At 35.6% G+C, this 14,272-nt stretch carries 17 protein-coding genes and 2 tRNA genes; 13 read left to right on the plus strand and 6 right to left on the minus strand.

The features are described 5' to 3' along the window. Position 1 precedes the first annotated feature (1 nt). From ccoO to RMAG_RS05745, 5 genes are all read left to right on the plus strand, one after another. Positions 2-733, plus strand: coding sequence for a cytochrome-c oxidase, cbb3-type subunit II (gene ccoO / locus RMAG_RS00220; protein WP_011737469.1), 732 nt, complete (start codon positions 2-4; stop codon positions 731-733). Further along, positions 733-879: a cbb3-type cytochrome c oxidase subunit 3 gene (locus RMAG_RS05475; RefSeq protein WP_081425160.1), complete on the plus strand. Its 147-nt coding sequence runs from the start codon at positions 733-735 to the stop codon at positions 877-879. Before ccoO ends, RMAG_RS05475 begins: the two co-directional genes overlap by 1 nt. Before the next feature lie 17 nt (positions 880-896). Further along, positions 897-1,799 carry a cytochrome-c oxidase, cbb3-type subunit III gene (gene ccoP / locus RMAG_RS00225; RefSeq protein WP_011737470.1) on the plus strand — a complete coding sequence of 301 codons (903 nt, stop codon included), beginning with the start codon at positions 897-899 and terminating at the stop codon, positions 1,797-1,799. A 73-nt stretch (positions 1,800-1,872) separates the two neighbouring features. After that, a tRNA-Thr gene (locus RMAG_RS00230) sits at positions 1,873-1,945 on the plus strand. A gap of 111 nt (positions 1,946-2,056) precedes the next feature. Beyond that, complete coding sequence (locus tag RMAG_RS05745; RefSeq protein ID WP_041194913.1) at positions 2,057-2,347, plus strand: hypothetical protein; 291 nt, start codon at positions 2,057-2,059, stop codon at positions 2,345-2,347. 993 nt (positions 2,348-3,340) lie between these two features. Here the strand turns inward: RMAG_RS05745 and RMAG_RS00245 are convergent. Continuing rightward, positions 3,341-3,922 (minus strand): outer-membrane lipoprotein carrier protein LolA, encoded by a 582-nt coding sequence (locus RMAG_RS00245; protein ID WP_011737471.1) that lies wholly within the window; start codon positions 3,920-3,922, stop codon positions 3,341-3,343. Next, the gene (locus RMAG_RS00250; RefSeq protein ID WP_011737472.1) at positions 3,915-6,182 is read right to left on the minus strand and encodes a DNA translocase FtsK; all 2,268 of its coding nucleotides are present in this window, start codon (positions 6,180-6,182) and stop codon (positions 3,915-3,917) included. The genes RMAG_RS00245 and RMAG_RS00250 overlap by 8 nt, the downstream gene beginning before the upstream one ends. A gap of 48 nt (positions 6,183-6,230) precedes the next feature. Here RMAG_RS00250 and trxB point away from each other — a divergent pair, with 48 nt between their 5' ends. Continuing rightward, the gene (trxB, locus tag RMAG_RS00255; protein WP_011737473.1) at positions 6,231-7,175 is read left to right on the plus strand and encodes a thioredoxin-disulfide reductase; all 945 of its coding nucleotides are present in this window, start codon (positions 6,231-6,233) and stop codon (positions 7,173-7,175) included. A 45-nt stretch (positions 7,176-7,220) separates the two neighbouring features. Continuing rightward, a tRNA-Phe gene (locus RMAG_RS00260) sits at positions 7,221-7,296 on the plus strand. Between the two features lie 829 nt (positions 7,297-8,125). Here the strand turns inward: RMAG_RS00260 and RMAG_RS00265 are convergent. The 3 genes from RMAG_RS00265 to RMAG_RS00275 are packed head-to-tail and all read right to left on the minus strand — an operon-like array spanning position 8,126 to position 10,678. Beyond that, positions 8,126-9,088: an aspartate carbamoyltransferase catalytic subunit gene (locus RMAG_RS00265; RefSeq protein ID WP_011737474.1), complete on the minus strand. Its 963-nt coding sequence runs from the start codon at positions 9,086-9,088 to the stop codon at positions 8,126-8,128. Then, positions 9,069-9,497 carry a Holliday junction resolvase RuvX gene (ruvX, locus tag RMAG_RS00270; protein ID WP_011737475.1) on the minus strand — a complete coding sequence of 143 codons (429 nt, stop codon included), beginning with the start codon at positions 9,495-9,497 and terminating at the stop codon, positions 9,069-9,071. Before ruvX ends, RMAG_RS00265 begins: the two co-directional genes overlap by 20 nt. Then, on the minus strand, positions 9,494-10,678 hold the full coding sequence (locus RMAG_RS00275; protein WP_011737476.1) for a lytic murein transglycosylase: 1,185 nt from the start codon (positions 10,676-10,678) through the stop codon (positions 9,494-9,496). The genes ruvX and RMAG_RS00275 overlap by 4 nt, the downstream gene beginning before the upstream one ends. A 12-nt stretch (positions 10,679-10,690) precedes the next feature. On the opposite strand from RMAG_RS00275, the gene RMAG_RS00280 reads away from it, so the two are divergent. The 6 genes from RMAG_RS00280 (at position 10,691) to crcB (ending at position 13,294) form a co-directional block, all read left to right on the plus strand. Further along, positions 10,691-11,617: an FAD:protein FMN transferase gene (locus tag RMAG_RS00280; protein ID WP_011737477.1), complete on the plus strand. Its 927-nt coding sequence runs from the start codon at positions 10,691-10,693 to the stop codon at positions 11,615-11,617. Positions 11,618-11,721: 104 nt separating this feature from the next. Continuing rightward, a complete protein-coding gene (locus RMAG_RS05940) occupies positions 11,722-11,919 on the plus strand; it encodes a hypothetical protein (RefSeq protein WP_236608569.1) in 198 nt (65 codons plus the stop codon). 289 nt (positions 11,920-12,208) lie between these two features. Continuing rightward, a complete protein-coding gene (locus RMAG_RS06180) occupies positions 12,209-12,532 on the plus strand; it encodes a hypothetical protein (RefSeq protein WP_340616161.1) in 324 nt (107 codons plus the stop codon). Beyond that, positions 12,430-12,657 carry an AAA family ATPase gene (locus RMAG_RS06080; RefSeq protein ID WP_269077362.1) on the plus strand — a complete coding sequence of 76 codons (228 nt, stop codon included), beginning with the start codon at positions 12,430-12,432 and terminating at the stop codon, positions 12,655-12,657. The genes RMAG_RS06180 and RMAG_RS06080 overlap by 103 nt, the downstream gene beginning before the upstream one ends. A 29-nt stretch (positions 12,658-12,686) precedes the next feature. Beyond that, complete coding sequence (locus RMAG_RS06085) at positions 12,687-12,902, plus strand: AAA family ATPase (RefSeq protein ID WP_340615887.1); 216 nt, start codon at positions 12,687-12,689, stop codon at positions 12,900-12,902. Further along, positions 12,902-13,294, plus strand: coding sequence for a fluoride efflux transporter CrcB (crcB, locus tag RMAG_RS00290; RefSeq protein WP_011737478.1), 393 nt, complete (start codon positions 12,902-12,904; stop codon positions 13,292-13,294). Before RMAG_RS06085 ends, crcB begins: the two co-directional genes overlap by 1 nt. Here crcB and gshB read toward each other — a convergent pair. After that, complete coding sequence (gshB, locus tag RMAG_RS00295) at positions 13,291-14,253, minus strand: glutathione synthase (RefSeq protein ID WP_011737479.1); 963 nt, start codon at positions 14,251-14,253, stop codon at positions 13,291-13,293. The genes crcB and gshB overlap by 4 nt on opposite strands. Between the last annotated feature and the right edge of the window lie 19 nt (positions 14,254-14,272).

Here is a 14,272-nt window from a genome sequence, read left to right on the forward strand (position 1 = left end):
TATGGTAAATAAAAACGTAAAAGAAAGTTTACAAGTCAAGCTAGAAAAGAATATTTTTGGCATGTATTTGTTTATGGCGCTATCAGTGTCACTAGCAGGCATTGTGGAAATTGTTCCTTTGTTTACTAATCCTGAAGCGGTCAAAGATAAAGTGATTGCAATTGATGGCAGTACAAAGAGTTTATTATGGCCTCGTTCTGAAGGTCAAACACTCTCTAATTGGGCTCCTGGTGATGGTGTAAGGCCTTTAACTGCTTTAGAATTAGCAGGTCGTGATATTTATCAGCGTGAAGGTTGTTATTTATGCCATTCACAAATGATACGTCCATTTAGAGATGAGAAAGAGCGCTATGGCCATTTTTCTTTAGCGGTGGAGTCAAAGTATGACCATCCGTTTCAGTGGGGCTCTAAAAGAACAGGTCCAGATTTGGCACGCGTTGGCGGTAAATATTCTGATGAATGGCATATTTTACATTTACGCCATCCACAAGAGGTTGTGCCAGAGTCGGTCATGCCAAAATATCGCTTCTTAGAAAGTGCTTTGGTTGATGGCGAAACAATCGCCACACACATGAGTGGTTTGTCTAAAGTTGGTGTGCCTTATACGCAAGCAGATATTGCACAAGCACCAGCTATGGTTGAAGGTAAAAATGAAATGGATGCAATGGTGGCTTATATGCAATCATTAGGCAGTATGATTAAATTTGAAGATGGCGTTGTTTACAGAGAGTAATGACCCTAGCCCTAGTTGACAAAATTGGCGTCATTGTGACGATTATTATATTTGTATTATTAACGATTGCTTATTTTTATACCTTTAGACCAAAAAATAAGAAAAAATTTGAAGACTTACGCAATTTTGTGAACGACAAAGACTGAGCTAAGAGGGGAAAATAATGAGTGAACATAAAAATCCACTCCCAGGTGAGAATAATACAGGGCATTTTTGGGATGAAGAAAATGACATTAGAGAGTTAAATAATCGCCCACCAAGATGGTATATGCTGTCCTTATATATTGGCATATTTGCTATTGTGGCTTATACACTCTACTACCCAACTATTCCTTGGTTTGGTGGGCATAATAAAGGCTTTGCTAGTTGGACGCAAATTAGCGAAATGAATGAAAGTATTACTCAATTAGAGGCTTATCGTGAAAAAAGATTTGCTGATACTGAAAAATCTATTGCTGAAAAATCATTAGAAGAAATTGTACTTGATGATGAGTTAAGAGCTTACGCCATAAAAACAGCTAAGGTTCTATTTGGTGATAATTGTGCAGCTTGTCATGGCTCTGCTGGTCAGGGAAATGTAGGCTTTCCAGTTCTGGCTGATGATGATTGGCTATATGGCGGTAAGTTGTCACAAATTAGCACAACCATTGCTAATGGCCGCAAAGGGAATATGCCAGCGCGTATGTTAGGTATTTCAGATGCTGATGCAAACACATTAGCTACTTTTTTAATTGAAACAGGCAAGGGTAAAAACGGTAATCCAGATCCAGCTTCTAAGGCTTTATATATGAGCAAAGGTTGTATTGCTTGTCATGGCCCTAATATGAAGGGTAATCAATTATTAGGCAGCGCTAATTTAAGTGATAGTATTTATCGTTTTAAAGCAGATAATCAACATGCATCAGTCGTGCGTACAATATTACATGGTGTAGGTCAAGTAAGTGATCCATTAACACAAGATGCTGTTATGCCAGCATTTGGTCATTCAAATGTTATTGATGCTGTTCAAATTAAAAAACTTACTGTTTATGTGCATCAATTAGGTGACGGTATTGTTGTTAAATAAAGTGCTTAATGCTTCTATTATGAGATTTTATTAAAATATTTATTAGCTTTGTAGGTATAATTCTCCATCTAATGCCGAAGTAGCACAGTTGGTAGTGCAACTGATTTGTAATCAGTAGGTCGCCAGTTCGAGTCCGGCCTTCGGCATCAAATTTTTTAAGATTATCACTTAGATAGCTATTTTTAACCTATACACAAGGTGTTTTATCAGCATTTACTCTTTTTAATATACTAAGTTATACTGAAAAAAATAGTAATATGAGTAAAAATATTTCTACCTACTTTTTAGACATACTTAATAAATTATTAGAATTTTTTACATTCATGATGATGGTTATTGTAGGCAGTTACGCTTTTTTGGTTTTCAAGATTTTTGCTCATCTTTTAGTAAGGATTAACAAAATGCGTAATATGATGAATGTGATTGGCAGATTAAGAAGGGTTATATTGGTGAGTCTTGGCAAAGCCAACCGCATTACTGTGTTCAATATTACCTGTACAAGTAGTAACTTGCCCACTAGAATCATTTTGATGATGAAGCTGAAATAATTATGCCTATACCGTATCCAAATAGTATCAATATCTATTCGTGTACCCTTTGTATGGGCTAATAAGCCTGTTTGGTTTATTTAGTAGTAGTTTAGAGAATAGTACTTATAATCAAACATTTATCTTTAGAGCTTTTTAGTATTATCTGCATTTGTGTTATGATTTTTAATCTCATCTTATACGGCAATACTGACTAACTAAAAATAGGATTAGTTTTTTTATTGGTGTACATATCGATTGATTTTAAAAGACGAGTAATTTTATCCAAATGTCATCCTTTTTAAGCTCTACTAGCACTTTTGAAAAAATTTTTGAATAGGGATATTCAAATATATTGTTAATTTTGTTGTGTATCAAGTACCGGTCTATTTTTTATTTAGTGGTTTTTAGTTGCAACACTTAGGCACTTAACTAAGCTGGTTGTACGTTATCAGTCAAAAATTGAATGAAAATTGATGATTTTTTGCCATTAAATTAGCTACTACTTTTCTGGAAAATACAACATGGTTGTTTTTAACAAAATTTGTAGATACATCGTAGTTATGGGAGGGGATATTGTCGAAACTACATCTTTTTTGCTGATAATATGCTACGATCTCATCGTCTCTTTCGTCAATTTTGGTTAATTTAAATAGCCCCTTATTATTAATATAAAGTTTAGAATATTCAGTTGCATTAAAAGCCATCATCTTATTTTTGTAAAATTACTCAACTTGTACGGTAGGCAGAAGTCTACTTTTATTATATCATCATATTCTATTTTGTGGTACTGTGTGTTTTTATTGTGGTATTATTTGCTTGAGGCTTGCAATATGGGTGGTGGCTTTTCTAAGAATGAAAAAACATTGGGCGTTGAGTAGCTTGTTTGAGTTGAGTGAGAATGTCTTGCTTAAAATAACAAAACCGTAATAGATAAAGATCAATTATTGATTCGTAACATTTGCATAATGTTTGATGCATATGTTGCTTTGAGCAAAACTCAATTTCCAAAAACTATCTAAGTACATCAAATTCTGGTGCAAGGTTTAGCTCAAAGGCGTTTATTTTAATGTTTGGGTTGATGGATATTGAATCAAAGTTGACTAAAATTGTTTGATCTAGTTTATTGTTAAACGTAATTGCTTGTAACACATCATCTTTAAAGCCAAAACTCAATTGGTTGGCTTGCTGAGTGCTATACCAATCAATCTTATCTTTTGTGTGTGTATATTGTGGCGTATGACTGATATCGCTAGGTTGACTAATCAGCCAATATAATGGTGTTTGTGTTAAGTTGGTTGCTTGTATTAAGCTGGCTTGTTCTAATTCAATATCGATTAGCCACAATTCAGTATTATTTAACAGTAGTATTCGCTCGTTTGGTATTAGTGTATGCCAAATAAGTTGTTGTGGGCGTTTAAATAGTAAAGTTCCAGAAGAACTGGCTAACAGTGTGCCTGTGTTGCTATAGGTGATTTGTGTAAAATTGGCACTTAAACGTTCAAATGAGTTGAAAAAATTAGAAAACCCGTGATTACTGTTAGCAAAGCTAAAATTAGAAAATATAAGTATTAGAGTGCTTAAAAAATTAGTCATTAGTCATTAGTTTAGGCGCTAATACTTGACGATTACCAGACTTGTTCATACTACTCACCACGCCACTATTCTCCATATCTTCAATAATACGTGCTGCACGGTTATAGCCAATACGCATGCGACGTTGTAGACTAGAGATTGAAGCACGACCTGATGAGGTTACAATTTGTACTGCTTCATCATACAAAGCATCAAGTTCACTTGAGGTGTCTAAAGTGCTGTTTGAGTCTTGTAAATTATCCGATTCACTATGTGTGTTGAGAATGTCATCTAGATAATTAGTTTCAGAGTTTTCTTTTAAGAAACTAACTACGCGCTCAATCTCGCCGTCATCAACAAAGGCGCCGTGTACACGAGTAAGGTGTGACATGCCTGGTGTCATATATAACATATCACCCATACCGAGTAATTGTTCAGCGCCACCTTGATCAAGAATGGTACGCGAATCAACTTTTGAAGATACTTTAAAGGCAATACGCGTGGGTATGTTAGATTTAATCAGACCAGTAATGACATCCACACTTGGGCGTTGCGTGGCAATAATAATGTGAACACCTGAAGCTCGAGCTTTTTGTGCTAAGCGCACAATGAGCATCTCAACACGTTTAGCCTTGGCGCGATCCTCTTGGGCAAGGGCGCCAAGCATATCGGCATATTCGTCAATCACCAGCATAATCAGCGGTAGTACTTCTAACTCAGGCACTGTTTCATCTTCATCGGCGGTGCTTGAATTAAATGATGAATCAAGCAGAGGCTTACCTTCATCCTTATATTTTTTGACCTTCTCATTAAAGCCTTCAATATTACGTACGCCAAACTTAGCCAATAATGAATAACGACGTTCCATTTCATTAACACACCACCACAATGCAGAAGCAGCTTGGTTCATATCTGTTATAACAGGCGTAAGTAAGTGTGGAATATCAGCATAACAAGCCAGTTCAACAATCTTAGGGTCAATCATAATAATGCGCACTTCTTCTGGCTTGGCTTTAAAAAGCACACTTAAAATCATTGCATTTAGCCCAACTGATTTACCCATACCAGTTGCACCAGCAACAAGCAAGTGCGGCATTTTTGATAGATTAGCAGTAATGGGAATGCCATTAATATTCTTACCCAGACCCATGGTTAAAATAGAACTAGATTTGATAAAATTTTCAGAAGCAAGAATTTCTTTAAGGCTGATAATTTCACGTTGTGTATTTGGAATTTCCAAGCCAATAACAGGCTTTCCAGGGATAACATCAACAATACGCACACTTTTAACCAATAGAGCACGAGCCAAGTCTTTGTTAAGATTCATAATTTGACTGACCTTAACACCAGGTGCAAGCGATATTTCAAATTGAGTAACTACAGGGCCAGGAGTAACTGTAGTAACTGACACATAAAAACCAAAATCTTTAAGCTTGATTTCAACTTGCTGTGACATCTCTTTTAGTGCTTGTTTAGAATAACCCATAGTATGTTCAGTTGGCTCGTCAAGTAAATCTAGGCTTGGTAAACCAGTAACGATTGTCGTGTTAAATAGATTATAAGAGGTACTTTTTTTAATGTTCTTATTTGATCTTTCCTTTCCTTTTTTTATTTTAGTAAGCGTGCTGGACTTGGAGGTGACAGAAGTTTTTATAGCTTTTTTAGTTTTAGACTGTGTTCTAATATCGAGTATTTTTGTAAAAATACGATTCAATATATCGCGAATAGAGGAGAAAATATTAATCCATGAAGTGCTACTAGCAATGCTAAAGCTAATCATCATAATACTAAGATAAATAATGAGTGCTGCAGAGCCAAATAAAATACCAAAGTAACGATGCATGGTAATACCAATATAACCACCAGATGTGCTCGTATCTACGAAGTTTTGAGTTAAAAATGCTGTGCTAAAGACAATCAACGTGACAAGTGCGATAAAACGAAGGGTGGTTACTGAATATTTTGGCTTTTCTTGATCGGTACGTTTGTGGATATTCCAGCCTAGCCATATTAATGAGATTGGTATTAAATAGGCACCATAACCCAAAATAGATAAAGAAATATCACTTAAATAAGCACCAAATACACCTGAAAGATTAGCAACTGGCGCAACCAGAGCAACATCTCCAGAATAAGGATTTTCGTTAGCAGAATAGGTAAATAAGGCAGATAAAAAAATAAGACCCACGGCACTTAAAAAGATAAATAGTATTTCACTGACTATTTTGGTACGAGGTTTTTTTGAGTATCTTTTTGTGCTTATTTTGTTAATTTTTTTCAAAGTGGTTTATAATGCTTGGAATGTGTTCACAAAGTATAAAGTATTTATATGAGCGAAAATAAACATTGTAAAGTATTGATTATTGGCTCAGGCCCTGCGGGTTATTCTGCTGCAGTTTATGCGGCTAGAGCTAATCTTAACCCTATTATTGTAAGTGGCATGGAGCAAGGTGGTCAACTAATGAGCACCATGGGTGTAGATAATTGGCCCGGAGATGTTGCTGGCGTTCAGGGTCCAGATTTAATGGCACGTATGAAAAAACATGCCGAGCGTTTTGACACACAAATCCTTAACGACACAATTACATCAGTTAATTTTACCAAGCGTCCTTTTGTTTTAAAAGGTGAGACAACCACTTACACAGCAGATGCAGTGATTATTGCAACGGGCTCAAGTGCACATTATTTAGGTTTAGAGTCAGAAGAAAAATTTAAAGGCAAGGGTGTGTCTGCTTGTGCAACGTGCGATGGATTTTTCTATCGTGGGCAAAAGGTGGCAGTGATTGGTGGCGGTAATACCGCAGTTGAAGAAGCGTTATTTTTGTCAAATATTGCCGATCACGTTACTATTATCCATCGTAAGGATAAATTTTCTTCTGAAAAGATTTTATCTAACCAGTTAATTGAAAAGGCAAAAATAGGTAATATTACGATCGAATATAATCATAACCTTGATAAGGTATTGGGTGATACCATGGGTGTAACAGGGCTTCGTTTAAAAGATAATGATGGCAAGACAAAAAACATTGATGTACATGGTGTGTTTATTGCCATTGGTCATACGCCTAATACAGCTATTTTTGAAGGACATTTAGAAATGTCTCATGGTTATATTAAAGTACAAAGTGGTACACAAGGTAATGCAATGCAGACTAGTGTAGAGGGTATATTTGCAGCAGGTGATGTGACAGACCATATTTATCGTCAGGCGATTACCTCAGCTGGGTCTGGCTGTATGTCAGCATTAGATGCTGAGCGATTTTTAGGCGAATAAACTTTTTAAAGGTATAATTCTCTTTTTGCCAAAAAAGAACATAAAGGCCACATAGCTCAGTTGGTAGAGCAAGGGACTGAAAATCCCTGTGTCCCTAGTTCAATTCTAGGTGTGGCCACCATATTCAATTAAGTGCACTAAAATGTGTTTTTTGTTAAAGCCAGTCAGAAGGCTATGTTTTACGTAAGTCATTATTTTATCAATTGTGTAGTTTAAAAAGTATCAAAGAAATGACGATGTTTTAGTGTATTAATTTATATTATAGTTTTATAATATAATATATTTGCAATATTATTATTTTATGATAAAATACTTGCATGTTGCCACTCTCCCCTATGAACCCTCTCCTCAAGAGACAAGGTGGCGACATATTCATTTAGAATATGTTTGTGAAAATAAAACGTATACTTCTATTAATCAAGTACAATTTAACAGGTCTAACCTAAGCCTTCTGTTAATAAATTGCATTTTTAGACTAGTGTAGTATTTCAGAGCTAATATAGTTTTATTTGTAGAGTTGGAGAATTTTTTGAATCAGTGATACGCTTCTATAAATTTAATAATTTCACTAAGATTTTGAGCGTTTTTTCATTGTCAAGTAAATTAGTAATCATTTCTAAGACGGTCTTTATCTATGGTTGATACTTTTATAAAGCATAAGCCTATTATAATAACCCTGACACACTATTAACATGCTGGATTGTGCGCCTAATTTCTCCTTTTCATTAGCAGTTAGCAATTGAAAATATAGAGTTTATTAAAAATTTATGTCAATGTTTCAAGGGCAAACTTTCATGAAGATTATTTAAATAAATATTCTCAAATACTTCATTTAACTAGTCATTAAGTTTACGCAAGCAAAATAAGCCTAAAACGTCATGTGCTAGAGATAACATCGTCTGTATTTAGATGATGTAACGTGGTTTTAATTGATCAAATAAGTTTTTTACTCATGATTTGTTAACAAGAATTTGCATGACTGCCATACGTACTGCAATGCCATTAGTGACTTGTTGTAAGATGATTGATTGATTGCCATCAGCCACATTTGAATCAATCTCAACACCACGATTAGTTGGGCCTGGGTGCATTACAATAGCATCTGGTTTTGCTAATGCTAGGCGTTTTGGCGTGAGTCCAAAATTATCAAAATATTCTTGTTCATTGGGAATATCGGCTTCAATCATACGTTCTTTTTGTAATCTTAATACAATCACCACATCGCAATTTTTAAGCCCTGGCTCAATATCATCAAAATGTTTAACTACTGAACAAGGTGCCAAATTATATTGTAAGACTTTTGGGGCAATGAGGCGAATATCAGTCGTACCTAGTGTTTTAAGTGCTTGAATATCAGAGTGAGCAACACGTGAATGAGTGATATCGCCCACAATAGCGACTGATAAATTCTCAAATGTTTTTTTGTGTTGGCGAATGCTAAGCATATCAAGTAGTGCTTGGGTTGGGTGTGCATTAATGCCATCACCTGCGTTTAGAATAGAGACATCTTTTAAATGTTGTACCACGTGGTGTGGTAGGCCATTTTGTTTATGGCGAATCACAAACATATCAATTTGCATAGCCTTAAGTGTGCGCATAGTGTTAAGCAAATCTTCATTTTTTTTGAGTGCTGAGTTTGCAAGGTCAACGTTAATGACATTGGCACTGCTGCGCATTGCGGCAATCTCGAATGTGTTACGCGTACGCGTTGATGGTTCAAAAAATAAATTAGCAACAAAAATATCATCTAGTGCTTTGGATTTTTTTAAATTACCAGAGACGTCAATCAGGCTATCGGCCGTATCAAGAATGTGAATTAAATATTGTTTAGAAAGACCCTCAAGACCTAGTAGATGAATTAATTTACCGGAGTCATCTAGTTGAATGTGGTTACTAATCAAATCTTTTTTCATTGAGCCATGTTTGTAATATTAACTGTGATGATTGTTTGTCGACATCGTCACGTTGCGCGTTGTGATGATGATGATTGTATTTTAAAAGTTTTTTGGCCTCATTTGAGGATAAATATTCATCGATAAACTCAACCTCAATTTGGTAGCGATTTTTTAACTTATTGCCAAACGATTTGGCAATAAAAGTCATTGTCTGCTCTTTACCTTGTTGGTTAAATGGCAAGCCAACGACGAACTTGTTAATATTATGAGCACTAATAACTTCATTAAATGCCACCCAATTGGTTGAGCCATTTTTATGGTGCTTAATTACCTTGATACCCGTTGCTTGCATGGTTAAACTATTGGCGATTGCAATACCAGTGCGCTTAGTGCCAACATCAAATCCCAAATAAGCGCTAATATTCACTGAAGTTGTTGTAATAATTGATAGCCAACGTAGCCATCAATCGGTAAGTCGTTTTCTTTTTGGTAGGCTCGCGCTGCATGACGGGTCCTGGGGCCTGGAATGCCATCAGGTTCACCTGTATCAAAGCCAAGTTGGTTTAGTGTGGTTTGAATTTGTTTAATATTATTCCGACTCAGTGAAGGCTCGGTAATAGATTTTGCAAATAATTGATTTGCACCGATTAAACGATCAGACAAATGTCCCACAGATAATGCATATAAAATTGAATGATTCCACCTAAGAATGGCGTGAAAGTTTTGATAAACTAAAAACGCTGGACCATTATAGCCCATAGGCAATATGAGCGAAGCTTGCATGGTTGAATTGGGTAAATTGGTGTTATAAATTGTACGTATACCTAATGTTTGCCATTCATTGACTGTTTTTTTAGTGCTTAAATTTGCCAGATGATAATTAAAAGCTTTAGGAATGTTAACCTCACGCCCCCAACGTTCACCTTGGTGCCAACCATTTTTTTTTAGAAAATGTGCTGCACTTGCAAGAATGTCTGCTTGTGTGTGCCACAAATCAATTTTTCCGTCAGTGTTAGCATCTATAGCGTAAGCGGCGACATTGGTGGGTATAAATTGCATATTTCCCATTGCTCCTGCCCAAGAGCCTTGGGCATTTAAAGGCAGTTTTTTTTCATCAATCAATTTGAGTAAAGTTAATAATTCATGTGTAAAAAACTCACGTCGGCGCTTGTCAAAACTTAATGTGGCAAGCGAACGAATTAGATGCATTTTGCCAACATTTTTACCATAATTGGTTTCTAAACCCCAAAAAGCCACAACAATTTGTGATGGTACGCCGTATTTTTTATAATTTTCTTGTAGGTATTTTTGGTATTGTTGAAGCTTTTCCATGCCTTTGTCAAGCCTATTTTGATTCACTCTTAAGTTTAGGTAACGCCAAAAATTAAGATTAAATTCTGCTTGGTTACGGTCATATTCTAATACTTTTGGATTTGGCGTTAAATCATTAAAAGCGTTATTAAGTGTGGTTTGCGAGATGCCTAATTTTGTAGCTTGAAAACGAATATTGCTTAAGAATTGTTCAAAACTATACGTATTAGATAAACCTTGGGTATCATCTGCATATACAAGAGATGTCATCAGTAAAAAATAAATAAATCTTAACATACCAAAATTATAATGCCTACATTATTGATAATTTTTATTTTTTTATTTTTAAGTGCTTGTAGTGCTGATGAAACAAGACAAACTATCACTGGTACTACAATGGGTACTAGTTATAGTATCAAAATCAACAATAACTATGTTTCACAATTAATGATTGATAGACGTCTTGATGAAATTGAGCAGATATTTTCTACTTGGAATGAAACTTCTGAACTTTCACAATTGAATAAAGCACCGATTAATCAATGGATAAAGGTATCAGATGAATTGTTTTTTGTTTTAAGTCAAGCAAAAAAAATACACAAGCAGACGCAAGGTTTTTTTGATTCTGGCATGGGTCGGTTGATTAATATTTGGGGTTTTGGTACTATCAAAGTACAGGAAAAGCCCAGTCTAGAGAAGATAGGCCAAGCACTAGCAATTTCATCTATTGAGTATTTACGTTTGGATAATTCACGGGTTAAAAAACTTAAAGATGTGCATATTAATTTATCTGCCATTGCCAAGGGTTATGGTGTGGATGTGGTGACAAATATCCTAATCAAGAAAGGACTTAAAAATTTTATGGTGGAAATTGGTGGTGAGGTAATGGTTCAAGGGCAGTGGACAATTGGCATTGAAAAGCCAAATCATAGCATGCCGATTGCCATTGAATTACAAAATCAAGCTGTTGCCACCTCAGGGGATTATCGCAATTATCTAAAATGGCAAGGTAAAAAATATCAACACATTATAAACCCCCATACTGGATTGCCTGCTAGTACTAACCTAAGTTCTGTTAGTGTGATTCACAATAGTGCTATGATAGCAGATGCCTATGCAACTGCTATGATGGCAATGGGTAGCCAAAAGGCTCAAATATTAGCACAACAACTTAATCTATCAGTGGTGCTTATTTTGAGCCAGCAGTATGATTTTAAAGTGTTGAAAATTCGTTGAAATAAAGCTTGAATATTTACACTGAACATGTCAGTGTTTTATTTAAAATAAAAACATGCCTAACCATAGATCACTTGCTGAAATCTTAAGACTAAAGGGCCTAGATGATTTTTTGGTCAATCATGTTAAACACTAGGCATCCATTTCGTCAAGAGATTGATAACCAACGATTACACTCAATAATTTTATGGGGGTCATCAGATACGGGTAAAAGCACTTTAGCAAGGATTATTGTCAGTCAAGTCAAAGGATATTTTGAACAATTAAGTGCCGTGATGGGGCGAAAGAATTACGATCAGTAGTTGAAAATACTAAAAAACTCTAGAAAATAGGAAAACAAACACTGCTATTTGTAGATGAGATTCATCGTTTTAATAAAGTCTAGTAAGATGGCTTTTACTACATATTGAGTCAGGTTTATTAGTGCTGACTGGTGCAATGACTGAAAATCCTTCTTTTGAAATTAATAAAGCGCTATTTTCACGTTTAAGTGTTTATACACTAAATGTGTTGAACGTACAGGAACTTGAACAAATATTACAAAGAGCGTTCAAGCATGAATCATTAACTTTACTGGATGAGACGCTTAGAATGCAAATTATTAGTGCAAACAACGGTGATACGTGCAGATTGATTAATATTGTAGAGCAAATTTCTTTATCAGAATTAACCTCATTAAATTCTGAATCAATTAATCAGCTGCTACAAGATAAAATTAGTACCTTTGATAAAGGTGGTGATATTTTTTATCAACAATTATCTACTTTTCTAAATCAGTACGTAGTTCGTCTCCTGATGGGGCTTTGTATTGGATGGCAAGAATGTTGGTTTCTGGATGCGATGCAAAAACGATTGCTAGACGTTTATTGGCAATTGCCTCAGAAGACATTGGCAATGCTGATCCATGTGTGCTAGAAATTACACTTAATACTTGGGATATATTTACGCGTATGGGCGCTAAAGAAGGCAATCGAGCGGGGCCAGCTGTGGTGTATGTGCAGTTGCACCAAAGTCTAATACCGTGTAAAGTATTTAACTGAGCGATGGCTGAAGTCAAAAAACGCCAGATTTGCTTGTGCAAAAATATTTGTGCAATACGCCGACTCAGTTGATGAATGAATTGAGTTATGGAAAAGAGTATCGCTATGCACATGATGAGTCTGATGCATTTGCACGTGGGAAGACATATTTTCCAAACGAATTTGGTGGGCAGGTTTATCAGCCTAGCAATCGAGGTTTAGAGATTAAAATTGGTGAAAAATTGAAACAACTAAGAGGTTTGTAATGAGTGTTTTGCTCACAATTCTATTAATTGGTGTCGGTGCAACTATTGGTGCTAGTATGCGTTATTATTTAATCCAATTAATGAACACTACACTTGGCTCAGGTTTTCCTTATGGCACTTTAGGCGTGAATGTCTTGGGCTCGTTTTTGGCAGGCATGTTGGTGGTGATTGTGCTTGAAAAAGCTGCCTTACGTGAAGCATACCGGTTGATGCTGCTGATCGGCTTAACTGGATCATTAACAACCATGTCAACCCTATCTTGGGAATCTATTGAAATGATTAGTCTTGGGCATTATGGACAAGCAGGGCTTAATATATTACTTAACGTTGTCCTATCTCTGTCTGCTGTTGGTATAGGCACAGCATTGACCCGATATTTATTGATTTCTTAGTAGCGATTAGTGCTAATTTTTTGTTCAATAACATTAAGTAATTCACCTGCAATATTAAGGTTAAATTGCGTATCTAGCTCGCGAATGCAAGTTGGACTGGTAACGTTAATCTCAGTAATATAATCACCAATGACATCTAACCCAACAAATATTAAGCCTTTGGTTTTAAGTGTAGGTGCGATTTGTTCGCATAGATATCTATCTCTATCACTTAATAGCTGTCCAACGCCTTTAGCACCAGCGGCAAGGTTGCCCTTAAAATTACCTTTGGCAGGAATACGGGCAAGTGCATAATCAACTGGTTTACCATTAATCAACAAAATACGTTTATCACCTTTGTCAATGTCGGGCAAAAACGCTTGAGCCATGATTGGGTGTTTACCGTTGTTTGTTAGGCGTTTTAATACGGCATCTATCGTTATATCATATGATTCAAGTTTGAAAATATCATATCCCCCCATGCCATCAAGTGGTTTAATGACAGCAGTATTTTGTGTTTTAATAAAGGCTTTAATCTTGTTTTGATTAGCACTGACCAGCGTTTTTGGCATACAATGTGGAAAATTAAGGGCAAATAATTTTTCATTGGCATCGCGTAAGGATTGGGGCTTATTAACGACTAATACACCTTTATTTTCAGCTTGCTCCAATAAATAAGTGCTATAAATATAGGTCATATCAAATGGGGGATCCTTGCGCATTAAAATGACGTCAAATTCATCAAGTGTCATAACTACATTAGTTTTTCTTTCAAACCAATGATCAAGATTATTACTAACTGTGGTTTTTGCACAATCGGCAAATACTAGGCCATCTTGAGCAAATAAATCAGTGGTATCAAAGGTGTAAATCTCCCAACCTCGTTTTGATGCTTCTAACATCATGGCTAAGGAAGAATCTTTTTTTGGATTAATAGTGCTAATATCATTCATTAATACGGCAATTTTTATTTTTTTCATATTGAAATATTATAGTGTA

It is taken from the genome of Candidatus Ruthia magnifica str. Cm (Calyptogena magnifica), from assembly GCF_000015105.1.
Taxonomy (GTDB): Bacteria; Pseudomonadota; Gammaproteobacteria; order PS1; family Pseudothioglobaceae; genus Ruthia; species Ruthia magnifica.